Annotated in this window: 16 protein-coding genes and 1 pseudogene; all 17 read right to left on the bottom strand. The window is 58.1% G+C overall.

Annotated elements, in window-relative coordinates:
* Positions 1-263: 263 nt before the first annotated feature.
* Complete coding sequence (locus PSH88_RS00790) at positions 264-1,172, bottom strand: tetratricopeptide repeat protein (RefSeq protein WP_305424508.1); 909 nt, start codon at positions 1,170-1,172, stop codon at positions 264-266.
* 135 nt (positions 1,173-1,307) lie between these two features.
* Entirely contained in the window at positions 1,308-2,408 is a 1,101-nt protein-coding gene (locus PSH88_RS00785; protein WP_305483449.1) for a tetratricopeptide repeat protein, read from the bottom strand.
* Positions 2,405-5,548: a hypothetical protein gene (locus PSH88_RS00780; RefSeq protein WP_305424506.1), complete on the bottom strand. Its 3,144-nt coding sequence runs from the start codon at positions 5,546-5,548 to the stop codon at positions 2,405-2,407. Before PSH88_RS00780 ends, PSH88_RS00785 begins: the two co-directional genes overlap by 4 nt.
* Complete coding sequence (locus tag PSH88_RS00775; RefSeq protein WP_305424505.1) at positions 5,545-6,576, bottom strand: SEL1-like repeat protein; 1,032 nt, start codon at positions 6,574-6,576, stop codon at positions 5,545-5,547. Before PSH88_RS00775 ends, PSH88_RS00780 begins: the two co-directional genes overlap by 4 nt.
* 11 nt (positions 6,577-6,587) lie before the next feature.
* On the bottom strand, positions 6,588-8,624 hold the full coding sequence (locus PSH88_RS00770; protein WP_305424504.1) for a type VI secretion system Vgr family protein: 2,037 nt from the start codon (positions 8,622-8,624) through the stop codon (positions 6,588-6,590).
* A gap of 28 nt (positions 8,625-8,652) precedes the next feature.
* Positions 8,653-9,669, bottom strand: a complete 1,017-nt coding sequence (locus tag PSH88_RS00765; protein WP_305424503.1) for a serine/threonine-protein kinase — start codon at positions 9,667-9,669, stop codon at positions 8,653-8,655.
* Positions 9,666-10,394 carry a PP2C family protein-serine/threonine phosphatase gene (locus PSH88_RS00760; protein ID WP_305424502.1) on the bottom strand — a complete coding sequence of 243 codons (729 nt, stop codon included), beginning with the start codon at positions 10,392-10,394 and terminating at the stop codon, positions 9,666-9,668. Before PSH88_RS00760 ends, PSH88_RS00765 begins: the two co-directional genes overlap by 4 nt.
* A complete protein-coding gene (gene tssM, locus PSH88_RS00755; protein ID WP_305424501.1) occupies positions 10,394-13,918 on the bottom strand; it encodes a type VI secretion system membrane subunit TssM in 3,525 nt (1,174 codons plus the stop codon). Before tssM ends, PSH88_RS00760 begins: the two co-directional genes overlap by 1 nt.
* A gap of 13 nt (positions 13,919-13,931) precedes the next feature.
* Positions 13,932-14,801, bottom strand: a complete 870-nt coding sequence (icmH, locus tag PSH88_RS00750) for a type IVB secretion system protein IcmH/DotU (RefSeq protein ID WP_305424500.1) — start codon at positions 14,799-14,801, stop codon at positions 13,932-13,934.
* A 5-nt stretch (positions 14,802-14,806) separates the two neighbouring features.
* Positions 14,807-16,138: a type VI secretion system baseplate subunit TssK gene (gene tssK / locus PSH88_RS00745; RefSeq protein ID WP_305424499.1), complete on the bottom strand. Its 1,332-nt coding sequence runs from the start codon at positions 16,136-16,138 to the stop codon at positions 14,807-14,809.
* A 2-nt stretch (positions 16,139-16,140) separates the two neighbouring features.
* The gene (tssJ, locus tag PSH88_RS00740; protein ID WP_008007643.1) at positions 16,141-16,641 is read right to left on the bottom strand and encodes a type VI secretion system lipoprotein TssJ; all 501 of its coding nucleotides are present in this window, start codon (positions 16,639-16,641) and stop codon (positions 16,141-16,143) included.
* Between the two features lie 5 nt (positions 16,642-16,646).
* Positions 16,647-17,843 (bottom strand): type VI secretion system-associated FHA domain protein TagH, encoded by a 1,197-nt coding sequence (gene tagH / locus PSH88_RS00735; RefSeq protein WP_305424498.1) that lies wholly within the window; start codon positions 17,841-17,843, stop codon positions 16,647-16,649.
* Between the two features lie 17 nt (positions 17,844-17,860).
* Positions 17,861-18,001: a hypothetical protein gene (locus PSH88_RS00730; protein ID WP_007894589.1), complete on the bottom strand. Its 141-nt coding sequence runs from the start codon at positions 17,999-18,001 to the stop codon at positions 17,861-17,863.
* Between the two features lie 93 nt (positions 18,002-18,094).
* Complete coding sequence (locus PSH88_RS00725) at positions 18,095-19,612, bottom strand: sigma-54 interaction domain-containing protein (RefSeq protein ID WP_305483448.1); 1,518 nt, start codon at positions 19,610-19,612, stop codon at positions 18,095-18,097.
* Positions 19,613-19,622: 10 nt separating this feature from the next.
* A pseudogene (tssH, locus tag PSH88_RS00720) lies at positions 19,623-22,272 on the bottom strand (type VI secretion system ATPase TssH).
* A 13-nt stretch (positions 22,273-22,285) separates the two neighbouring features.
* A complete protein-coding gene (gene tssG / locus PSH88_RS00715; RefSeq protein WP_007894581.1) occupies positions 22,286-23,293 on the bottom strand; it encodes a type VI secretion system baseplate subunit TssG in 1,008 nt (335 codons plus the stop codon).
* The gene (gene tssF, locus PSH88_RS00710) at positions 23,257-25,044 is read right to left on the bottom strand and encodes a type VI secretion system baseplate subunit TssF (protein ID WP_305483447.1); all 1,788 of its coding nucleotides are present in this window, start codon (positions 25,042-25,044) and stop codon (positions 23,257-23,259) included. The genes tssG and tssF overlap by 37 nt, the downstream gene beginning before the upstream one ends.
* Positions 25,045-25,054 lie beyond the last annotated feature (10 nt).

The raw sequence follows: 25,054 nt of genomic DNA, 5'->3' as shown, positions 1-25,054 counted from the left end.
GATTTCAGTGTCCTGCACCGTCACGGATCGGCAGGACGACACCAACACCACTTCAACGCCGCCACACTGCATGACATCGCGTTGGGTGTAGGCATCCGAAGGCGCGGCGAAGGCTGGAAACGAGAGCAGCAGCGAAAGGCTGCCCGCGAGCAGACGCTGATTCATGGAAAATTCCCTTTTACCATTAACTGGAAAATAAGAAGACCGTTTTATATACGGACCTCAACAAAAGCCAACTCACAAATCGCCCCCCCCTTTTCTTTCTACTTCAGAACACTACGCTCCTTCGCACGCTCAGGGATTTTTTGCTGTTTACCGCCTATGATCATGAGCTCGTTATACGTTTTATAGTTTTTCGCGGCGGTAGCTTTGTCGCCTTCCGACCAATATGCATCTGCAATATTGAGATAGGCCACGACTCGTTTCGGATTATCGGCAATGACTTTTCCCAACAACCAAATAGCATCCTCATTGAATCCAGCCTGCTGCCAAAAATAAGCAATATCATTGAAGCTTTGCTGGTCACCACTCGAGTAACCATGGTCAGTTATATACTTCTCTATAAAACCTCGTTTCGGAAAACTCACGAACGCTTCTTTATTTTTATAAAGCCGAGATGTTGCATTCTTAAACTCTGTCAGAATCTCACCTTTCAGGCTCGCAACAGTTTTCTCTACCAGTCTTTGTTTCTGCATGCAGTCTTCAGTCGTACAGGCTTCCGCTGCATCTTGCTCAACGACTGAATAACAGTACGGCTGCGATGACTCAGAGGCACCTGGCCCCTTCTGCAAATAAACAAGTCGATCCTGATTTATTTTTAGTGCTTTACAGTAGGGTACCGTTCCGAATGAGTCAGGAACACCCGATTTATTTTTTACAACATCTACCGCACTTACAACCTTACTCGCCTCAAGAGTTTTAACTTTTCCATCCTGACTTACAAACCAGAAGCTATTCTCCTGAGTAGTGCAGTCACACTCACAGCTCAGTACATAATATCCACTTCGGATGTCCCACTTGGACTTGGCTACACCGTCAGACCCACAATAATTCTCTGCAATGGCCACAGAGCAAATATTGGTATCCGCATCGCATGCGAGCTTTTTACCCTCGCCCCACGCTGAAGACACCAGCAACAGAATTACATATAACCAACGGCTGTTAAAGCTCAAAAATATCTCCCTGGACAACGAACAAAGCGAACCGAACCGAACCGAACCGAACCGAACAAAGAGGATAGGTTTATTTATCGAAAGTTAAATCTACCCCCACAAATAAATCCGCCCCTTTTTACGGCTCGACAGGTTTTAGCTGCGCTCACTAACTCTTTTAGGGATTTTTGCTGCCTTGCCCGATCGACTCATCAATGCGCTGTATTTTTTATAGTTCTCAGTAGACAAGTCTTTTTTATCTGCCCCCCAATAAGCATCCGCCAGATTTAGATAAGCAACAATCCTGTTCGGATTCTGTGCGACTACCTGTTTTAGCAGTTCGATTGCCTCACCATAGTAACCAGCCTCAGCAAATAAAAAGCCAAGATCATTAGACCAACCAACCATATTTGAATAATAGTACTTTTCAACTATATAAGTATCTGGCGCACACGTCTCATCCTCGCCACCATCTACAACTAGATAACTCATAAGCTCCTTGAATTTTACCTTATCACCATTTTTGTATGCCAATAGCGCCTGATCAAAATTTGAAGCTACCGCCACTGACATAAGCTTTTCACGCTTAACGTCTGAACGCTGAGCTTCGACATGAAGCCTCTTTAAATACTCGAATGCTTCAGCTCCCGAAAACGTTTCGAGTGATTTAGACATAAGCGCATTCGAAGGAATTGCATAAACGCTTACAAGCGACCTATCACAGGACTCATTGTTAACCACCAGAAAAAGATTATTCATAACAACCTTCTCCGACTGAGCGTCATATTGAAACTGAAGATTAAAGGTATACTTGGCGTTGTCTTCTTCCTTTGTATTCAGGTAGACAATTGCGCCAGGCTTCGTGGAAGCATACTTGAATGAGACCATTTCTGCTTGCGCATCCACTACACTGATAGTTTTTTCTGATCCCTTTAAGACGCCAACTTCAAATCCATCATAACTTGCTGGGGAATAAGCATTTTTGATTAATGGCAACGCAGTTGGCGCCTCAACAATTACGGACTGCTTAGAGTCGACGATTGCCGTCACAAGTAAGCGTTGAGCCCTATCGCCGGGTTCACTTTTCAAAATCAATAGTTTTTGGCTGCTTTTATTCGGAAGCAAACCAATGTCAAACTCTTTAAATATCTCCGAGGCCGCAGGTGGATTGAACACTTGATCTGCGGAAACGGAAATGCTTCCACCCCCTAAAAGAACAAATATCAAAAAACGACAGTTTTTCACGAATCCGCTCACTGATTTATCTCCTGATATATGACTGTAAAATTACTTCGCCGCTCGCCATAACTATTAGTATGCTTATTCACAACTTCTGTTATTTTATCTGTAGAGGTTGTATTAGGTGCAACAAGATCATTCAGCTTATTTAGCTCCCAAAAACCCATCGCAGATATAAGGCCTATTTTCGTTTCGAGCAACTGATCGGGATTATCAACCATGTTAATGGTCTCCTCCGGCAGCTTCGCCCTTAACAAATCTTCCACGGCTTTATAGTTAGACTTCCATGTTAGTTGAATAAATCCTTTACCTTTATACTTTATACCTTCCACACAGCCACCCGCAGTCAATACAAAATTGCCCTGAGGGGAGCAGCAACAGTAAATGCGTTTCGCGATTTCATCTTCATTTGGAAACTGAGAATAAGCTTTATTTTTTCGAATGGTATAGGCACTTTTTGCAGCCGGACTAAGAGCGTTATACTGCGCCATTTCGATACGCTTATACCCGTACTGATCCGCTTCCGCTGGATATGTATTAAAATACCGCCCAAATTTAGATCTGAGCGCTTCTGCGGAATACCATAAGTCTTCCACTTTACCAACCAAAGCATTTCCAACTTCTGTTTTAACTTGAGCAAAAAACTGAGCAATTCTAGGAATTGTATTAATTTCAAAACGATCGGCATATTTATTGAACAGCCCCCGCACCTCTTCTCGCTTTTCCTCTGACGACTCCGGGAACATTTTTTTCATTTGATCGTACGACAAAAGCTCCGCAGTAGCGGATGTAAATCCAGCAACAAATTCTATTGGATGAAAGTGCCAAACCACTTCTGAACCAATAGCAGCCTCGCCAACAAGCTCATCCCAAAACACATATTTGCTTATTCTTTCTTTTTCATGCTTCAACGTTTTGGGTGATGACTCCAACAACTTATCCAACTTACTCCACTTAGCCGACTCTGCTTTGTCCTTCCATTCAGTCGGATGATGAGCAATAAGCTTCGCCCACTGATCTCTCGTATCAATATTCTTCAACGCGTCGGCGAGCTCGCCGGGATCGACTTCACCATCATGGTTTTTATCAATTTTCATGAGCAAATCTTTGAAGAACTGCGGCATGTCTTCGGGGTCGAGGAAACCGTCTGCCATAGCGTTTGTTTCTTCAACAATATGGAATCCCAATTTTTCCCAGTCGTGCTGGGTGACGATTTGGGCGCCTGCTTTTTTCACTAGTCCGCTGACCGGTTGAGCGTCCTCGGTAACACTGACCTTGTACCAGTCTTCAGTACCTTCCTTTATGACCGGAGCCTTACTGAGGTCGACAGCATGGTCGAGTTTGAGCACTGTCATGCCCGTCGCCGGGGGTGTCTTCTTGAGCTCCGTTCCGGTCGGCAAGTGCAGGTACTGTTTGCCTGTTTTCAGACCAGCGAGGTTTTTAAGGAAGTCTTTCACTTCCGATTCGGCGGTGAATATTTCGACGTGAACCTGAAACTTGCTGTCCGACGCGCCTTGCTGGCTAGTGAGATTTTCCGTTTGCCCCAAATAGCCGATCGGGTCACCAGCCTTGATTCCAATGCTAGTCGTCACAACCTCAAATTCTGTAGGCGTGAGCGTCTCCCACTGCACGTACTGGCTATCCGGATCGCTTTCGACAATGGCCCAGAAATTTGATGGTACGCTCCCCGTGCCTGTCCATATGCTAGCTTCCACCGGTGTACATGGGGCCATTCGCCGCAATTTGTTGTCGAGAACCAAGCTCACAACATCCTTGCTATCGAACGCAATAGTGCTGCTGACCGTTATCTCACGACTTTCTTCTATACGCGCACCTGCAGGTTGCCCATCCGTAGGGTTCGCTGGTGCGGCATACATAGCCAAGCGTTTGCACGTCCTAGCTTTTACTTTCCCTTGCCAATACTTTGGCTTGGCACGTTCCGGTACATCGTCCGCGAGCCAAATACGTTTGGGTTGGGAGTTTTGGTAAGGTGCACCATTCTTCAAATAGGCGAACCAAACCTCTCTCCCTGCTTCACGAACTTTGTGTGACCCGTTCTTTACACTGCCGGAAAGGATTTTTCCTTTAGCATAGGTGACGTTACCGACGCTTCTCTGCTCCAGCACCTCAAGCTTGGTGCCCATAGCCAGTTTTCCGGGAGACTGAACGCTGCTTGTTTCGGGAAACTCGTCGTATGCCTTGAAGTCATTTACCTTCATGGTTACTTTGGGTTTTGGTGTTTCTTCCTCGGATAGTGGATAGCGCTTATAAGGCAGCAAATGCATGTACAGACTGAAGAAGTTCAGCTTGTTTTGCTTGCCTTTGTTCGGCCCTTCTTCCGGATTGGGTGCCGACTTGTACTCGTGACGCACCAGGCAGAAGGAGTTGGAATATTTCAGCTTTTTCTCATTGTCACCGAAGGTCGACTCCAGATAATCCTCGTTAAGGCGATACGCAACGACTTTGCCATCGGCCATGCAGCGTATCGGCTCATTCAGTACGCATTGCGGAGCACTTGCATCACTGATGTGGATGCCGCCATGCCAAAATTTGTTGCTACCCAACAAGTAATGACCTGACTTCTCATTTTCGAGCGTTTTGTAAACTTCCTCTGCGTCAGTGAATTGCTTCCCGTCAGCCTTTCGGAAGGGGTATTGAAAATTCATCAGGGGTGCGGATCCCGCCGGAGCAGTTCCTGGGGTGGGTGCAGCCGCTGGCGCAGGTTGTGCATCAGTTCTGTATTGAGCCTTCGGACGCAAAAACTTTTCTGGCATCGGCCAGTAACCGCTCTGGTGCCCATATTTAGCTGATTTCGGCCCAGAAGAAGATTGCGAGCCGAAAAAATTCCCCGCGGTCCGTACAGAGTTGATGTCCTCGACTACCCCGGTATGCCCGTGGAAATTGATCCAGAGTGCAATATCACCGGGCTCGACGCTCGCGAGCGGAATGACGTCAAAATGGGTTACGTCAACATTCAGCTGTCCCGTTGTCAGGTATGGAATTGAATATCCCGCGTCCTTCAGCATTCGGTACAACAGACCTGAACAGTCGATTTCCTTTCGACCGTCGCCGTCGGCATCGGCGTAACCTTTCGCTGGACCGTATTCATATTGGGTATGCGGGTAGTTAGCCCGCTGTTCGAGTAGTCCGGTACTCATCGGAAGCTCCCTGCTTTAAGACATTGAATTGAGTTATCAGCGACGACGCCTTGGGCCGCTAAGTGGTCAACACCTCGCGTGCCGGACTCAGGATCCTTTTTCTGAACCTCCTGATAACACGCCATTGCTCGGGGCAGGTCAGCAGGGACGACGGTGCCGACTTCATACACCTCGCCAAGTTGGCTCAGCGCATCTACCGAGCCTCGGCTCGCGGCGCTTTCCAATGCAGCCATTGACTGTTGCGGGTTGATACAGACGTGCTTGTCGTCGTATTCACCCTCATCGCAGTAAAAATTCGCAAGCGTCACGCCTGCGTCTGGAATGCTTTTTGAAGCAGCAATCAAAAGATCCACAATTTTGCTGTTATCCAGGCGGGGAGCTTGCCCAGAAAGACTGATTCCCGCAGCAGCGAGTGCAGCTTGCGGCGAACCTTCTTGCGCTCCGGCCAAGTAGCTATCCAGTGCTGCTGCGTACAAATAAACACCCGATTCAGGCGATGCATGATTAGCCAGCCTGTCAAACCATGCACCTTTCCTCAGCTCTCGCTGACCTGGCAATAGTTTCTCTGTTCGAGACACAACATCAGATACGTTTTCAAGCGACCAATCTTCGACACGATCCAGAACCCAACAGTCGCCGTGTTTGAAGACGAAAACCTTTAGAAATTTGCCTGCCTGGTCACGAACGATCAGCTTGTTCGGTAAATCGACCTTAATAGTTAGGCTCGACGCAGCAGCATTTTCCGGCACAAGAACGTTCAACTCGGCAGCGTCCAGCGCTTTGATTTTGCCCTGGACAACCTTTGGCTTGTCGCCATCGGCAACCACTCGAAGTTCCTGAACGGACGAGGCAATAAATGCCTTCTGTATCTCAGGTTGGGATGAGAAAACCTGGGCGAACTCTGCAAAGTTGCCGCTCGGGCATTGCGGGTCACTGGGCGATGAGGCAACGGCGCCGCTGCACATACCCAACGTCAGCAGTGCGATGGAGCACCACTTGAACTGCCTTGCATTTTTGTTTGTTGTCATCACGAACTTCATCACTCAGAAAACACAAAAAAAGCCTTCGGTTTAACCTTCTCAGGCGGCGCATTCCCCAACGCCTGATCCATCAAACTCCCCGCCTTATCCTTATCCGCCGCCCCCGGCAGCACCGGTGGCTTAATCCCAATCCCCGTCCCACTCCCAGCCGACCCACCCGCATTAATCTTCACCACCGGCCCAACCACGGTAACCCCACCCGCATCCAGCTTGATGAAGCTACCGCCCGCTTTTACCGTCAGTTCCATCCCCGCTTCGATAACAATCTTGTCCCCAGCCTTGAGGTGTATTTCCTTCCCGGCACTGGTCAGCTGCGCAGTCCCCAGCTTGATGTGCTGGTTCTGCCCAACCGTCAGGTGGTCATCCATCCGCGCTTCAGTCTTGCGGTCGGCGATGGTGGTGCGGTGTTCTTCGGCTTTGAGTTCGGTGTAAGTGTTCTTCTCAACAGTGTCGTGGCGTTCGTTGCCCACGCGAATCTTCTGGTCGTGTTCGATGTTTTCATCCCAATCCCGCTGGGCATGAATAAAGATCTGCTCCGCCCCTTTCTTATCTTCAATCCGCAGTTCGTTGTACCCACCGCCCCCCGGTGAGCTGAGGGTTTTGAACACGGTGCGCGTCTTGTTCGCCGGCAGGTCGTAGGGAACCTGGTTTTCCTTGTGGTACAGACACCCGGTCACCAACGGCTGGTCAGGATCCCCTTCAAGGAAGGTCACCAACACTTCCATACCAATACGCGGAATGGCGATGGCGCCATAACGATCACCTGCCCAACTTGAAGAAACGCGCATCCAGCAGCTGGTTTTGTCGTCGGCCAGGCCTTCGCGGTCCCAGTGGAATTGCACTTTGATTCGGCCGTATTGGTCGCAGTGGATTTCTTCGCCTTTGGGGCCGGTGACCATGGCGGTCTGGCTGCCGAGGACGCGTGGTTTTGGGTGTTCCAGGGCCGGGCGGTAGAACACGTTCCACGGGGTGGCGAGGAAGCGGTTGCGGTAGCCCTGGTGGAAGTCGTCTTTGTTGTCGGTGGTGTCGCTGGTGACCGACTCTTCGAGCACTTGCGGCTGTTTGCCTTCGTGGACGACTTCGGTGAGCAGCCAGAGGTCGTTCCACTCGGTGCGTGGGTGGTCGGAGATTTCCAGGAAATGGCCGCTGACGAGGGTGGTCTGGTCGCCATGGCCTTCGGCTTGCTGGTAGTCGGCGCGGTGGCGTTCCAGGGCGCGCTGGCTGAGGAATTTGCCGCGGGCGCGGTCGAGGAAGCGACCGGGGTAGTCGTAGTCTTCGAGGTCTGGTTCGGTGCTTTCGCCGTCGGGTTTGTAGGCGGCTTCGAGTCGCAGGTTGGGCTTTTCGAAGTCGTAGTCGCGGCGGGTGACGCGGCCGGTGCGGGTTTCCAGGCGCAGTTTGAAGCCTTTGATCACTGGCTCGTCGGCGACCATGCCGCTGCCTTGCACGTAGGCGGTGGGCTGGCCGAGTTTGGGGAACACGGTCTGGTCGTCGCCGAACACCAGCAGGTGGGCTTTTTCGCTGTGCTGGAAGTGGTAGTGAATGCCTTCTTCTTCGCACAGGCGCTGGACGAAGTGCAGGTCGGTTTCGTCGTATTGCACGCAGTAATCGCGGTCCGGGCACGGGGTGCTCAGCTGGAAGCGGTAGGCGTTGCCTTTGATGCCGTGTTCTTCGAGGATCAGGGCGATGATTTTCGGCGCCGACATCTGTTGGTAGATGCGTTGGTTGGTGCGGTGATGCAGGTATTGCAGGTGCGGCACCAGGGAGATTTTGTAGCGGGTCAGGCGCTTGCCGGCATCGCCTTGGGCGACGCGGTAGATCTGGCCGTGGATGCCGCTGCCTTTCGGGTCGAATGCCAGGAACGCCTGTTTGTGCAGGAGCTTTTCCAGATCCAGGTCGGGGTTTTCGCTGACCAGTTCGAGGTCGAAGCGATACGGCTGGCTGATGCCTTCGGTGCCGGTGAACGACAGCACTTGCAGGTCGCCGGCATAGTCTTCGACTGTGAGGCTGAAGTGCGTTTCGTTAGCTGAGTTGAACATTGCTTGCTCCCTGTTCGGTAGTCATCCGTTACGCCCGCAGTCGAAGGCGTTGCAGCAAAGACGAAGTGGCGCCCATGGCGTCACGCAATTGGGCGGCGGTGATGGTGCGCTTGGCCGCATCGAAAGCCAGCGCCTTTCGCAGGGCTGGCCAGCAGTGTTTCGGTAGATTCTTTGGTGCGTGCAGCTCGCGCTCCAGATGCCCGTCGCGGGCCTCGGTCGAGGGCAAGCGGCGGAACGGGTGTTTGCCGCCCGCCAATTCGTAGATCACGCAGGCCACGCCGTACACGTCCGCGCTGGCCGACAGCGTCTGGCCTTCGAGCAGTTCGGGGGCGGCGTAGCCGGGGGTCCAGGCGTTGAAGCGGTTGCGACTCAGGTGCGGCAGGCCGGGCAAGATGCCCTCTTGCGCCTGGCCGAGGCCGAAGTCGAACAGGCGCACGCCGTCTTCGCTGAGCATCACGTTGCTCGGCTTCATGTCACCGTGCAGCACGCCGCGAGCGTGGGCGTAGGCCAGCGCGTCGAGCAGCGGCAGCGCGATGTCACGCAGTTCTTTCCACGGCAGGCCCAGGGGCCGCTCGCAGAGTAATTTGTCCAGGGTCAGCCCACGCATGAGTTCCATGGTGATGAAGGCGCGCTGGCAGTCGGTGTCCACTTCAAAGGTGTGCGGTCGCAGCACGTTGTCGTGGCGCAGTCGTCGGGTCAGGGCGAACTCGCTGTAGAGCAAGGCACTGGCGTCCGGCGATTCGGCAAATTCTTCGCTGAGGATTTTCAGCGCGATGTAAGGGTCGGGATCGCCGAACTGTTCGCTCAGCAAGTCCCGTGCACGGTAAACCGCGCCCATGCCACCGGCACCGAGCAGGCGCTCGATGCGGTAACGCCCCGCCAGCACGTCGGGCAGTTCACCGACGCTGGCCCGGGTCGGCGCCAACGCAGGCTCAGCCTTATGCGGCTTTCCGTTTAGAGGCTTGGCGAAGGCGAAGTAAGTCAGGTTATTGGCTTCTTCCTCGGTCACCAGCAGGTCGTCGAACGGTGGCATGAATTCGGTCATTGGCGGATCACCACGGCAGTCAGGTTGTCCCGGGCCGAGCCACGCAGAGCGCCGTCGAACAGACGCTCCAGCGCAACGTGCGGCGCGGTCAGGCTCAGGGCGTTGCCCAGGGCGTCGCTGCTCAACCCTTGATACAAACCGTCGCTGCACAACAGAAACGCATCGCCGGGATAGACCTCGAGTTCCAACACATCCAGCGTCAGTTGCTCGGCAGCACCGACCGCACGGGTCAGCGCATGAGCAGCAGGATGCGCGCGAGCGTCTTCGACGCTCATGTTCTGTTCGTCGATCAATTGCTGTTGCAGCGAATGGTCCTTGGACAGCTGATACAAACGCTGGCCGCGCCACAGGTAGCAGCGGCTGTCGCCGGCCCAGATGCAGGCCGCGCGATTGCCTTCCACCAGTAGCGCCACCACGGTGCTGCCCATGATGCTGTCGTGGCGCCCGGCGGTGACGGTCAACTCTTGACCCAAGCGGCGGTTGAGCCAGTGCAGGCACTGGCGAATACCTTTGAGTCGTTCGTCGAAGTCATTTTGCACCGGCAATTCCGCCAGGCTGGCGACGATCAACTGGCTGGCGATGTCGCCACCCTGATGACCTCCCATGCCGTCCGCGACCACCCACAGCCCCTGCTGTGGGCAGTCGAGAAAGGCATCTTCGTTGCGCGCCCGAACCTTGCCCGGATCGGTACGCGCAGCGCTGCGCCAGGGACTGGCAACCAGCATCAGAGCTGCACCGGCATACGGAAGGTGCGCAACACGCCCATGTCGAACGGGTTCGGCGTGCGCTGGCTCGACAGCAAGTAGTTGGCGCGCAGGCCACCCACGTCAGCCTTGAGCACCAACACGTCGCGACCCATCAAGTACTCGGTCTGCATCAGGTCGAACAGACGGAACAGCGACCATGGGCCGGAGTTCTTCTCGATGCCGATCGGGCGGCCGGCCATCTTGTCGAGGACCAGGCTGGTGCGACCGTCTTCGGCGTCGGTCGGCCATTTGAACGACACCGGCACGATCGGGCCGTGGCGGTATTCAATGGTCTTGTCGCCGAACTTGAATTCGGAACGGCTGACGGCCGGGTCGAGGGTGTACGGCTCCAGTTTGAACTGCACTTGCGGCTCGGCCGGGTTGCTGGCGAAGAAGCTCTGGCGGATCACTTGTGCCGCGGCCATCTGGTCGAGGTAGACCTTGGAGATCGGCATGCTGTGACCGTCAATACTGCGCAGGCGGTAGTTGCCTGGATCGCCACTCACGAACGGACGCATGTAGTTCTCGAAGAAGCGGTCGGCGATGCCTTGGGCCTTGAAGAACTCGCGAAAGTCGCTGATCGCGACATCGCTGGTGCTGTGGGCGCTGAACGGGTAACGCTTGTTGATCGCCTTGCCGTAGAAGCTGTACAGCTCGCTCTGATAACGCTGGTTCAGGTACTGGTAGGAATCGTTGAGCACCAGACGCCAGGTGTCTTCGGCCAGCACGTTGAACCACACGCTGACAGGGCGCGGCAGACGGTTCGACGCGTTGCGCAAGTTGCTCAGCGCATCACGCTGGCCGCTCATGCGGGTCTTGGCCATTTCGAACGCAGCCTGGTCCGGCGCACTGGCGCGAGCGAGGCTCGACAGTTGCAGTTGCAGGTCGTTGAGCGCCGTCAGGGCCGGTGTCAGGTCAGCGGCCGGGCCGTTGTTGTCATCCAGCAAGCGGTGCAGCGGTTCGAAGCGACGTTGCAGGGATTTCTTCGCGGTGTCCGGCAAGTTCTTGGCCATGTCCGACGCTTTGTCCGCGGCAGCCGCAGCGAGTTTGCCCAACTTGCCGCCCTTCTCGCCCAGCTTGTCAGCCGCTTCGGCGGCTTCATCAGCGCTGTCTGCGATGACCGGGAAACGGGTGTTCTCACGCACTTCCACCAGCAGTTGCAGCACTGGGGAGTTGGCGGAAGTCAGGCCCGCCAGTTGCTCGGCGCCTTCACCGGCGTCGTTGATCGGTGGCAAGGCAACCTGGCCGACCGCTTCGCTCCAGAAGTTGGCGTAGTCGCGGAAATACAACTGCTCCAGTTCGACCATCAGGCGACGCAAGTCCATGCCGCTGATGCCCGAGCCCTCGCCCAGCACCCAGTTGTCACGCAGGATATCGGTGACCAGTGCAGTGCCCTGGACCGAGAAGTACTGCTGATAACCCTGTTGGGTGTAGAACCCCGGGATCACGTAATCGGTGCCGACAAACAGCGCACCCTGTGGGCCCAAGTGTTGGCTGAATCGGTATTCCGGCAGATTGCGAGCCTGTTCGCGCAGCATCCGGTAAACCACGTTGGCCAGCGACTCGCTGCGCAGCACCTGACGGGCCTGAGTCACCAGTTGATCGTTCAGCGGGTAAATAAATGGCTGCTTGAGCAAACGCTCGAAGTGGGTGTTCAAGCCGTTCTGCACCGCGGTGTTGCCGGCGTAGCGCAGGGACCAGTCAGTGGCGACCCAATCCTTGAGCCACGTAGCATCGCGGCGATCTTTCATGTTCAGCATCAGGTACGCGCGCAGGCTGTTGAGCAGGCGTTCGCGATCCTTCATGTTGGCGCGAATCTGCCCTTCCAGCAGCGTCGCGACCCGTGGCAGCAGTTGCGCTTCAAGCTCACGCTCGTAGGCACTCTTGACCACCGGATTGGCGTCTTCGCCTTGGTACAAGCCGCCGCGCTCGTGATACGACACGTCACCTTTGTTCGGGAACACCTGGGTGGCCGCATAGCTGGTGTCGAGGGTCTTGAGCACCGCCATGGAATCATCGCGAGCGGTCAGCGCCGAGCGTTGTTGCTTCCAGGTTTGCGCCAGAGAGCGCAGGTTTTCCAGACGCTCATAGTTGGCCGAGAAACCGCCGGCCCAGAGCATGCCGAACAGCGCCAGTGCCGCCAATGCGCCCACGTACAACGCACGTTGGCCCCAGTGGATGCGGCTGCGTTCACGTTTGTCCAGACCAGCCAGATCGGCCTCGGGGAAAATCACCCGGCTGAGCAAATGGTGAATGAACCGCGAACGGCCACTGCGCAGGGTCGGCAACACACCGGCGTTCATACCCAGATTGGCGCCGATGCCGGCGGTGGTCTGGTCCATCTCTTGAGTCAGGTGCGGTGCGCTGGTCAGGTAGAAACCGCGCAACTGACTGACACGCTGGTAGCGGTTGCCGGTGAACGCCATGTCGACGAACAGGCACAGGCGCTCGCCGATCTGCCCCAGTTGATGCGGGAAGTCGAGGATCCGACCACGGCGCTGGGTGTCGCGCTCCTGGTGCATGCGCATGATCACCTGGCTGTTCAGGCGACGCAGCAGCTCTTCGAACTCGGCGCGCAGTACGGCGACGTCAGTACCGCTCTGTTCTTTGCGGAAGCTGGTGCCGAGCACCTGATCACTTTCTTCGCGGGTCAGCTGATCGAAGAACTCGTCGAAACCGAGCAGGCGATCGGCTTTGCTCAGCACCAGATAAATCGGCACGTCGACGTGCAGTTTCTGATGCACGTCTTGCAGACGCGCACGCACCTGGCGGGCCAGGGTGTCGAGGTCTTGCTCGCTGCCGCCCAGCAGTGTTTCCACCGGGATGGTCACCAGCACGCCGTTCAATGGACGGTTGCGACGACGCTTGCGCAGCAGGTCAAGCAAGGTGCTCCAGGCGCTGCCATCGACTTCGGCATCCGGCTGGGTCAGGTAGCGCCCAGCGGTGTCGATCAGCACACCGTGGTCGGCGAAGTACCAGTCGCAATGCCGAGTACCAAGGGTGTCGCGGGTGAGTTTGCGGTCGATCTTGTTGATTGGAAACTCAAGGCCCGAGAAGTCCAGCAGGCTGGTCTTGCCGCTGCCCTGCGGACCGATCAGCAAGTACCACGGCAAATCACTGCGCCAGCGCTCGCTGCGACCGCGATACAGGCTCGAGGTCTTCAGGGTTTTCAACGCATCCTTGAAGCGTACGCGAAGCTCTTTCTGCTCTTCGTCGATCAGCTCTTCACGGCGGATACGGTCCTGGCCGTCTTCGGTTTCTTCCACAGCCTTTTTGCGCACACCGGCGCGCCAGCTGACGAAGACCATGGTCAGGCCCCAGATCAGGAACAGCACACTGATGGTCAGCAGGCGGGAGGTCGAACCTTCCCAGAATTTGTAGTCATTGACCGCCAGCAGCGGCCCGACGAACCACACCAGCAGCGCGACGAACAGCACCAGCAACAGGGTCCAGACCCAGGTCTGGCGCAGGAATGCGCCGACTTTCTTGAAAAACTTTTTCATCACACGTCCCTGTTTACGGCTGCGGCTGAACCGTGGCCGGATCAAGCTGCTGATAAGGTTGCAGAACGGTTTCGCGTTGCTCGCCCAGCACCCAGGCGAAGCCCGAATACATCACCACCAGGCAGACCACGGTGAACAGCACCACCATCCACGCCGGCACGATGCGCACCAGACTGCGGCGCTGATCGTTCAAGCCTTCCCAATGCGGCGACAGCTCACGAGGCACGTCGCCGCGCAGTTGACGGATCTGCCGATACAAGGCGTCACGGATGCCTTCGAGTTCGAGCATGCCGCGGGCTTGCACCCGGTACTTGCCTTCGAAACCGAGTGACAGGCACAGGTACATCAGCTCCAGCATCGGCAGGTGCTTGACCGGGTTTTTCGACAGGCGATCCAGCAGCTGGAAGAACTTCTCGCCACCGAAGGTTTCGTTGTGGAAGCTGCTGAGCAGGCTCATCTGCGACCACTCGCTTTCGTTGCCCCACGGCGTGGTGACGACGGCTTCGTCGACCACAGTGCAGAGCACGTAACGGGCGGCCATCACCTGGCTGCTTTCAGCGCCGTTGTGCAGCGCCCGCACTTCAAACAGTTTCAGCCCGGCGGTCAGCCGCTCGTTGAGCGCGTACAGGTCTTCGCGGGTGTCGCTGTGCTTGAGGCGCACCACTTCCGACAGCAGCTCGGACGCCGCCGCCACCAGCGAATTGAGGCTGATGTTGAACGCTTCGGCCGGGCGCAAGCGCGCGGCGTAGATCATCCGCTCTTCCAGCTGTTCGAAACGCGGCGGTGCAGCGAAGTCAGTCAGCGGACTCGACGCCGGGCCGTGGCCCTGGCGGTCGAGCAGGACGGTTTTGTCGTCCTGGTTGTATTCCATGTCCTTGATCATGTCGGTCAGTTCCTGATGGCCCAGAATTTCAGTTCAAGCTCGGCGAATTCGCCGGACACATGGAACGCGAAGCCGCCGGAGCGCTCGAGTTGCGCCAGGTCTTCGGAACTGAGTTCGAGGATGAAATAGGTTTTGTTGGAGTGGAACGCGATCTGCCGCGGGGCCACCGGCAACGGTTTGACCTTGATACCTGGCAGATGCAGGTTGACCAGTTGGCGGATGCGCTCCACCGGGCCGACCTTGAGGTGCGCCGGCAAGCGATGGCGCAGTTCTTCGGAGTCGCAGTTGGCACTGGCCGCGAGTACGAACGAGGCCGAGCCCAGCAGTTTGTGGTCGTGCAACGGCGATACGATGATCCCGTACTGACGCGCTTGCAGTACCAGTTCGATGGCGTGCTGTTCGAGCACCATCGACAGCACCTGACGAATCGCTTCCATCAGTTTGCGGAAACTCGCGCCCTGGTCGCTGTGCTGGTAACGGCTGTCCAGACGCGGGCGCTTGCTCTCGCTGGAAAACGTCGCCAGATCACCGAGCATGGTCAGCAGCGTGCGGTACAACTCTTCCGGGTGAACCTGTTCCAGGCCGAGGTAATGGCGCAGCAGCATTTCGGTGCGGTTGATCAGTTGCAGCATCATAAAGTCGCCGACTTCCGCGCCGCCGACCTTGCCGTTGGAGCGGATCCGGTCGGCGATGGTGTCGCCCCGGTGGCCGAGCATGCTGATGACTTCCTTGAGGCACGACAGCAGGTAGCTGGACGAGTGCGCCTGAATGTAGGTCGGTACGAAGTCCGGATCGAGGCTGATCACGCCGTCGGGCGTGGTGTCGAGCACTTCACAGATCTTCAGCTTCACGTAGGCCTGGTCGCTCTGCTGCTCGCCGAGCAACAATTTGAAGTCTGGACGACCGCAGCTGACCTGGCTGGCGGAGTCGTCGCCGGCGTTGGAGTCGGCGACTTCCGCGTCGTACGCGGTGTAGCGCGCCAGCACGTCGGACTGCTCCGGGCGGCGAGACTCGATGTGGTTGCCGGTGACCAGCGGCAGCGCCAGGTAGATCGGCGTGTTGCCAGTGTTCGGCGGCACGTCCAGCGCCAACGGCTCGGTGTTGCCGCCGAGTTCGAACAGGCTGCCGTCCGGCAGAATCCCCGAGGCCTGGCTGATCACCAGTTTGCCCATGTTGAGGAACTGCAAGTCGATGTCCAGGTTGAGGAAGCCCCAGGTGTAGCTGCCCAGCAACTGGGTGCGGGTCTTCATCTGGTGGTCGTAGTAACGATCGTTGTGCTGGAAGTGCTGCGGACGCAGCAGCATGCCTTCCTGCCAAATGACTTTATGGGAATTCATGATCAGTCATCCGCCTTGGCGAGCGTTTCATGGGTATTGCGGATGCCGGCCTGATCGAGGGTCAGGTCAGCCACGGTGACTTCCAGCGGAGTGATTTGCACCGTGTAGCGCCATTTGGTTTCCGGCAGGTCACGGTAGGCCGCGAGCACGCCTACGTAACGGCTGCCCTCTTCCACGCTGAGCTTGAGTTCGACGGTTTCACCCGGACGCAGCTCGAGTTCTTCGCTGGCCACCAGGTCCGGGACCAGGGATTCTTTGGCGCGTTCGTACAGGCTGAAGAAGTCGGCGTTCTCGAACGTCACCGGATGCTTGAGCTCGAACAGACGCACGACAATTGGCGACGGACGCCCGTTGAGGTCCGGGTTCAGTTGATCGCTACCGGTGAGCTTCAGGTTAACTTTGGTCACTTTGGAATAAGGCGACAACGACGAGCATCCGGCCAACAGCACCAGGGCAATGAGCGCCGTCAGCGTCTTGAAAAAAGCGGTGGAGCAGCGAGACATGCGCATCATCCTTGGTGGTCGGTGTGAAGGGTGGAAATCAGGCGGATCTGTTCTTCGTAGGCCTGGGCAAAGTCGCGGGCCAGCAGGCGTTCGCTCCAGTCATCGTCCAGACGCAGAGCCTGGTGGTAACGCCCGTAGGCTCTCCAGCGACTGCCGGAGGTGGCGAGCAACGGCTTGCTGTCGCGTTCGAAACGCAGAGTCAGCTGTTGAGGCGAGAAATGTTCCAGGGTGCCGCGAACGGCGGCGCGGCTGGCGGTCAGCAAGGCAACTTGATGCGCCTGCAAATCGCGGAACGCGCGGGAGATCGCTTGCTCCGCCGGCAATTGGCCCGGCTTGTTGCCCTGCAACAAAATGCCCAGCGCTTCACCGGCATCGACGGCAAATTTCAGTGGATTCTTGTGGGTGCCTTGCACGGTGGTCTGGGCCAGGCGCAGTTCGTTTTTCAGCTCGCTGCGGGTGCGCAGGCTCTGCTGCAAACCGCCGACGCTTTGCTTGAGCAGGCGCGCGGCGTTCAGCGCCAGGGCTTCGCGGGCGTCGTGGTCGAGGTCTTTGAGGTCCACGCCCAACGCCGCACCGAAGTGCTCCCAGAAACCTTCGCTCTGACGTTCGACCGCTTTTGGTGGTGGCGCCGGTGCTGGCTCTGCCGGGGCATCGATCAGCTCCGGGACCATCAGGCTTTCCATGTCGATGCGCGCGTAGTCGGCACGCTGACGGGTGTCCTCAATCACCGTGCTCGGGGAAATCAGCTCGTCGATTTCCGAGTACACGCGCTCTTGCTGGTCGAGGGCATTGAGCGGGTCGAGGTCGAGGAAGGCATCGTCCGGAATGATGCTGCCCGCAGCCTGCGGACGGCCAACTTCAACATCGAAGGTCGCCGGGTCGCGCACCAGCCGCGCACGGATCTCAAAGTCACCCAGCACGTACACGCTGCCGTGCTCGATGCGCATCGGCTCGCCCTTGCGCAGGCGCGCGCCGCTTTCGCTGTCCTGGATACCGTTGCTGCTGGTATCAGTCAGGAAAAACGTGCCTTCGCGGTAGCTGATCACCGCGTGGTGGTTGGACAGGTGACGCTTGCGGTCGGGGATGATCCAGTCGCAATCCTCGCCCCGGCCGATTACGCCACCGGCCTGCTTGAAGGTCTTCTGGCACAAATCCGTGGGCACGAACTGCTTGGTGTTCAGCATTTCGAAAACCAGTTCCATGGTGATACTCCTTGCGGTCACTTGCCGCGATTGACCGCCTGCGGATCACCCAATGGGCGATAGGTGTTGTCGTTGTATTTGTAATTGCCGCTACAGCCGCCGAGGCCGCATAGAACGACGAGGGTCAGCAGGACGGCTTGCCAGTGACGAACAGGCATCAGAGGGTCTCCAGGGGTAGACAAAGCACAAAGCGCCAGCCCGTTTGGGCGGCGCTGAAATAAGCGGACGCGGTGAAATCGACGGTCTGTTGCCTAACCATCGAAGTCACCCAAATTGATATTCAGGCGTCCGAGGCGGTACAGCAGCGTGCGGCGTGGCAGCCCCAGTTCGCGGGCCGCGAGGGTCTGGTTGCCGTCGTTTTTACGCAGGCAATCGAGCAGCAAACTGCGCTCGACCTGCTCCAGGCGTTCGCGCAGGTTCAGGCTGCTGTCTTCCGGTATGGCTTCCATGCGCAGGGAGAAATGCTCGGCCAGCAACTCGCCGCCTTCGCACAACAGCACCGCGCGTTCGACCAAACCTTTGAGTTCGCGAACGTTGCCGGGGAAGGCATAACCGGACAGGTGATCCAGCGCCGCGTCGGACCAGCGCACCGCATCGCGCTGCAAGAACGAGCAGGCCTTGTCAGCGAAGTGCCGTGCCAGATCGAGGATGTCACCTTCGCGCTGACGCAACGCCGGCAGTTCGATCGGGAATTGCGCCAGGCGGTAGTACAAGTCCTCACGGAATTTGCCTTCGCTGACCAGCACCGACAAATCCCGGTGCGTCGCAGCGATGATGCGCACGTCGATCTTGTGGGTGTCGTTGGAACCCAGCGGGCGGATCTCGCCTTCCTGCAACACCCGCAGCAACTTGGCTTGCAGGGACAACGGCATATCGCCGATTTCGTCGAGCAACAAGGTGCCGCCGTTGGCCGCGTCGAACAGCCCGGCACGGTCGCGGTCGGCGCCGGTGAAGGCGCCTTTGCGGTAGCCGAACAGTTCACTTTCCAGCAGGTTCTCGGGGAACGCCGCGCAGTTCTGCACGATGAACGCCTTGGACCGCCGCGGGCCGCAATCGTGGATCGCCCGCGCAACCACTTCCTTGCCAGTGCCGGTTTCGCCGCGCAGCAGCACGGTGTACGGGCTGTGCAGGACTTTGCTGATCAGCGAATAGGTCTGGCGCATGGCCGCGCTTTTACCGATCAAGCCATAACCGCTGGCGCTCGGAACGTTGACCGGCGCCGGCCGTGTATCGCCGCTCGGTTGACGCAAGCGCTGCAGCAAGTGCAGTTGGCCGAGCACGAACGAGCCCAGTTGACCGAGGGAATCGGCAAAGCCTTGCAGGTCGATCTGCCGGCGACTGGCACACAGCAGCAAACCTTCGACAGCCTTTTGCTGATTGACCAGCGGCACGCACAACAGCGACTGCCAGGGCGTGGCCTGGAGCGGCAGAAAACTGGTTTCGTGCAGGCTGCCGCTCAGCTCGCTGAGGCACACCACGCGGTTTTGACACAGGGCGAATTGCAGCAGTTGTTCACCGTTGTAATCCGCCGGCAGGCTCGCCCCTTCCCGGGGTTGCAGAATGCCGTTCAGGCACTCGGCGTTCATCCCCAGGCAAGTGTGAGTCGCGTCCAGCAGGTACAACTGCGTCAACTCACAACCGCTGAGCTCGGCCAACCCACGCACGAAGTCACCCAGCAGCGCAGCACCGTCCGCCGCGCGCGACAGGCTGGCGAATTGCGCCAGCAAGGCTTCGGCATAGACCAGCGGTTGCTGCACTTGAGTGAACATCACACCCACCTCAGGCGAACTCGCACATCACGCTGGCGTCACCGTCGAGCGTCGCATGCACACGCTTGAGGCTTTCACCGGTGGCCATTGCGTCGAGCAAACGGTCAGCCACCAACGGCAGCACATGCAGGTCGAGCAAATGGTCGATCAGACCGCGCACCGCTGTCGCTTTGGGTGCAGCGCTCGGCCAGGTGATCGACGAGGCTCTGGCAGTAAGTGAAATCCAGCTGACGACGGTTCAGGCGCTCGCCCAAACGACCGAGTTTGATTTCGATCAGCTCGCGCAGCACCGGGCCACCGACCGGGTAGTAAGGCACCACGCGCATGCGCGCCAGCAGCGCCGGTTTGAAGTGCTTGCTGAGCACCGGGCGAATGGTTTCTTCAAGCACTTCGGCAGTCGGCCGCGCGCCGTTTTCGCAGAGTTCGCTGATGCGGTCGCTGCCCAGGTTCGAGGTCATCAGGATCAGCGTGTTGCGGAAGTCGATCTCGCGCCCTTCCCCGTCGTTGGCCACGCCTTTGTCGAAGATTTGGTAAAACAGGTTGAGCACGTCCGGGTCGGCTTTCTCGACTTCATCGAGCAACACCACCGAGTACGGCTTCTGGCGCACGGCTTCGGTGAGCATGCCGCCCTCGCCGTAACCGACGTAGCCCGGTGGCGCACCGATCAGGCGCGAGACGGTGTGCTTCTCCTGGAACTCGGACATGTTGATGGTGGTGATGAAACGATCACCGCCGTACAGCAAATCAGCGAGGGCCAGCGCGGTTTCGGTCTTGCCGACACCACTTGGGCCGACCAGCAGGAACACGCCGACCGGCGCATCGGGTTTGTTCAAGCCAGCAGCGGTGGCGCGCATCGAACGGTCCAGCGCATGAACCGCTTGCTCCTGACCACGAATGCGCGTGCGCAGGTCGGTGGCGAAGCTTGCGACCTTGGCGTTGTGTTCGCGGGCCAGTTGCGCCAATGGCACACCGGTCCAGGCGCTGATCACTTCGGCGACCAGACGCGGGCAGACTTCGAAGCTCACCAGACGTTCTTTGACTTGCAGTTCTGTCAGGGCTTTGTGAGTTTCGTTGAGCGCGGCTTCCAGGGTTTCGACGCTTTGCGCTTCGTCCACTGGCAGCGTTTCGATCACGGTGCCTTCGGCGTCCTCTTCAACCGTGATGGTCGGTTCGACAGCGGCGTCCTCGCGGGCCTTGGCCAGTTGTTGGCGCAGGTCCAGCAGGCACTCGGCCAATTCCTTTTGTTCAGTCCAGAGGGTTTCCAGAGCGACCATTTCTTCTTCGGCATCGGCCAGGCGATCTTCCAGAACGTCCAGCGCTTCATGGTCAATCAGCAGACCGGCCTCGGCGTCGCGACGCAGGGCCTGACGCTGACGGCCACCTTCGGCCAGTTCGCCGCGCAGGCGTTCCAGGCTTTCCGGGGCGGCGGCGAGGCTGATGCGTACGCGGGCGCAGGCGGTGTCGAGCACGTCGACGGCTTTGTCCGGCAGCTGACGGCCAGCGAGATAGCGAGCAGACAGTTCGGCCGCGGCCACCACCGCGTCATCGCGCAGGTAGATGCCGTGGCTCTTCTCGTAAACCTGAGCCAGGCCACGCAGGATGGTCACTGCTTCGCTGACGGTCGGTTCGTGCAGTTGCACCGGTTGGAAACGACGGGCCAGGGCCGGGTCTTTCTCGAAGTATTTTTTGTACTCCGCCCACGTGGTGGCGGCGATGGTGCGCAACTCGCCACGGGCCAAGGCCGGTTTCAACAGGTTGGCCGCGTCGGAACCGCCGGCGTTGCCACCCGCGCCGATCAGGGTGTGGGCTTCGTCGATGAACAGGATGATCGGTTTCGGCGAGGCTTTGACTTCATCGATCACGCCTTTGAGGCGACGCTCGAATTCACCTTTGACGCTGGCACCGGCCTGCAACAGGCCCATGTCCAGGGAAAGTAGCTCGACGCCTTTCAAGACTTGCGGCACTTCGCCGGCGGCGATGCGCGAGGCCAGACCTTCGACGATGGCGGTTTTGCCGACGCCGGCTTCACCGACCACGATCGGGTTGTTCTTGCGGCGACGGGCGAGGATGTCGACCATCTGCCGGATCGCGCCATCGCGGCACAGCACCGGGTCGAGTTTGCCGTCGCGGGCCTGTTGGGTCAGGTTGTGAGTGAAGCGCTCCAGCAGCGATTCGCCGGGCACCGCCGGTTTGCCGGTGGCCGGTTGTTCTTTCTGCGACAGGGCGAATTCTTTCAGGCGCTCGATGTTCAGCTTGGCCAGCAACGACTGATAACGGCTGCCGGCATAGCGCATTGGGTTGCGCAGCAATGCGAGGATCAACGCAGCCTGCTCGACCTGGCTCTGGCCCAGTTCGAGGTTGGCCACCAGCAAGGCATCTTGCAGCCACTGCACCAGTTCCGGGGCGAACACCGGGTTGCGCGAGGCGCTGTGCTCGACCCGCGATTGCAGCGCGGCGCTGAGCTCACCAGCGTCCACCTCGGCATCCTGCAATGCCCGGGCGAGCAGGCCTTGCGGACGCTCCAGCAGGCCCAGCAGCAAGTCTTCGACGAGGATCTTGCTGCCGCCACGGGCGACGCAGCGTTCGGCAGAACTTTCCAGGTCACGACGGGTTTCGGCGTCCAGCGCCTGGATAAGTTGTTGCAGGTCTACGTTGATCATGTGTCATCTGTCCTTAATGAATTTTGCTGCCCAGGGTCACCACGCCGTCCGCTTTTTCGCGGCCGAGCCAACTGGTCCACCCCAGGCGACAGGCGTTCTGCTCACCGATGCGAAGTTCGCGGATTTCTTCCTGGCGCAGCACCAGGCGAATGTCGTAATCGAGCGGGTCACGCAGGGTGAACCGCACCAGCGCGCACAGCGGCTGGTAGCCGAAACCGATCGGCAGGAATTCGTGGAAGCGTTGCCAGTCGAGCTCGCGGATGTGAATGCGGAATTTGCCGCTGCGGTCGCGCACGTGTTCGCCCAGCACCAGGTCTTCGCCGAGCATGCTGTTGGCGCGACCCAGGCGATTGCGCTGCTCGTCGAGGATCTCGACACGGCGCTCGATACATTGCTCGATGGTCAGCTCGGCGTGCTTGAAGTAGTAACGCAACACCGCTTCGATCAATGCCGCCGAGTGCGCCCGCAAGCTGAGCAGGCCGAGGTACGGCAGCAGGCGTTTCCAGTTCAGTTCCTGAGCCTTGCGGATCTCTTCGCCACCCAGGCCGATCAACGCAAACAACTGCGAGGAAAACGGATCGAGGGCACCGCTCTGAAAGCTGGCGCGGTAGCGGTACTTGCGCCAGATCGGCAGCATCAGCCGTTGCAAGCGATGGTGGAACAGGTCGAGGAAGTTGCGGGTCGGGTTGCCGTCCTCGCTGTCGCCCAATGCCTGTTCGCCATAGAACGCCGGCAGCGGCGAACCGGAACCGACCAGGCCGATCAGGTTGAAACGCAGGCGCGCACGCATCTGCCCGTGCTCTTTGAAAAACTCCACGCGATCGACGTCGCTGCCAGGGAAACCCAGGCTCGGGTTGGCCTGGAATTCCAGCTGGTCGTAGAGGTCGTCTTCGCTCAGGTGCGGGTGTGCATCGCGCAGCCGGTCGATCACCAGCAGCACAGCCTGAAACAGCGAGTACTCGCGTATTACCCGGGTCAGCCCGCTTAAAGCAGGGGCTGCAGGCCCATACGTGGTGTCCATTGGTACACCTCTCCCTGTGTGCTTTTTACCCGCAGCTCGTGGAACGAATTGAGACTGGCGTAAAGCGCGAAAAACTCGTTAAGAACCGAAGCGAACACGAACAGGTCGCCCTCGCCGATATACCCTTCCGGGTCGATGGTCAGCTCGGTGCGCAACCCGCGAACCGGCAACCCTCGGTGCAATCTGTCGACATGCTGGTGCTTGATCGACTTGAGCCCACCCAGCAGGCGTTTGCTGACTTTTTCCGCGTGTTGGTCGTAGTAGCGCGGCAGGTCGTAGGTTTCGAGAATCACCTTCAACGCATTGACGTCGGCCAGCGACAGGTAGTTGAGCGACATGTTGCTGATCAGCTTCCAGAGGAAGTCGCGGTTCAGCGGCGGCGCGAAACTCGACGTGGCCGGGGTGATGTTGCGGAAGCTCAAAAACTCCGGCGTCTCTTCGCAGGCCATGCAGATGTCGCCGAGCTTGAGCTTGCGCGGCAGGTTCTGGTTGGTGCACATCAGCTCGATCGACAGGGTTTCGTGGGCTTCGGTGTGACGGATGCCGAAGCTCAAATAAGTGTCGAGGCCGTCGTGCAGCAAGGACGAACGCTGGCGGATGCTGTAATGCGGACGGCTGGTGGGCACGTCGAAACTCGGGTCGTGTTCGAAGGATTCGAACGGCACGTATGCCTGATAACCGAGACCGCCGGGCTTCCAGCCGGTGACGGTTTCCACCGAGAACACACCGCAGTTTTCCAGGTCGTATTCGGCCGGTAGCAGCAAGTATTCGTCCTGTTTGCCGTCTAGGCGGATCGGCAGCGCATCGTGCTCGAACAGATTGACGATCGGCGTGCAGTAGAGCTTCACGTTGTCCAGGGTCGGACGCATACGCATGATGCCGCTCTTGCGAATATCGAAGCGCAACTCCAGGCCACGCATCTGCTTGAGGGTGTCTTCCGGCAACGCCTTGAGTAGGTCCAGGCCGTTGATGTCGACGAAGAGGAATTTGTCCTGGAAGGCGAAATATTCCTGCAGGTAGCGATAGCCGCGGAAGGTGTTCAGCGGATACGGAATCAACGCTTCTTCTTCGGCAAAGCCCACCGGCTGCACGCGGTCGCCGGGCATCCTGAACGCCATTGGCTGGCCGTTTACACCGTTGATGGCCTTGCCGGCACCGTCCAGCGGGATCAGCTCAATGCCTTCGAGGTTGCGCAACAGACTCAGGTAAAGCATCTGGCTGATGTAGCGCTCACCGGCAAAATGCAGGCGCAAACGACTCAACTCCAGCTCGCCGAGATGGCCATCAGCGCTCATCTCCAGGCGCAGGCTCAACAGCGAACCGTCGCCCTTCACCGAATAAGTCAGCGCGGCCAGATCCAGCGGCAACACCTCGGTCGGGTAGCAGGTGCGGAAACGGCAGCGCACATCATCGACCGGCACACTCTCCACCGGCGTATCACGCTCGACCCTCAACGCAGGCCCGGAACGCTTCAACGGGTCGAACTGCAAAATGCTGAACGCCGGCAGCGGCCGCATGTAGTTCGGCCACAGCAACTGCATCAGCGAGTGGCTGAGCTCCGGCAACTCGTCGTCGAGCTTCTGGCGCAGGCGCCCGGTCAGGAACGCAAAGCCCTCCAGCAACCGCTCCACGTCCGGATCCCGCCCCGCCTGACCGAGGAAAGGCGCCAACGCCGGGCTACGCTCGGCGAAACGACGACCTAACTGGCGAAGTGCGGTGAGTTCGCTTTGGTAGTAGTGGTTAAAGGACACGAGGTACCTT

This window comes from Pseudomonas wuhanensis, assembly GCF_030687395.1.
Lineage (GTDB): Bacteria > Pseudomonadota > Gammaproteobacteria > Pseudomonadales > Pseudomonadaceae > Aquipseudomonas > Aquipseudomonas wuhanensis.
The sequence above is the reverse complement of the archived record's forward strand: the minus strand, read 5'-3'. Positions and strand labels throughout refer to the sequence as shown.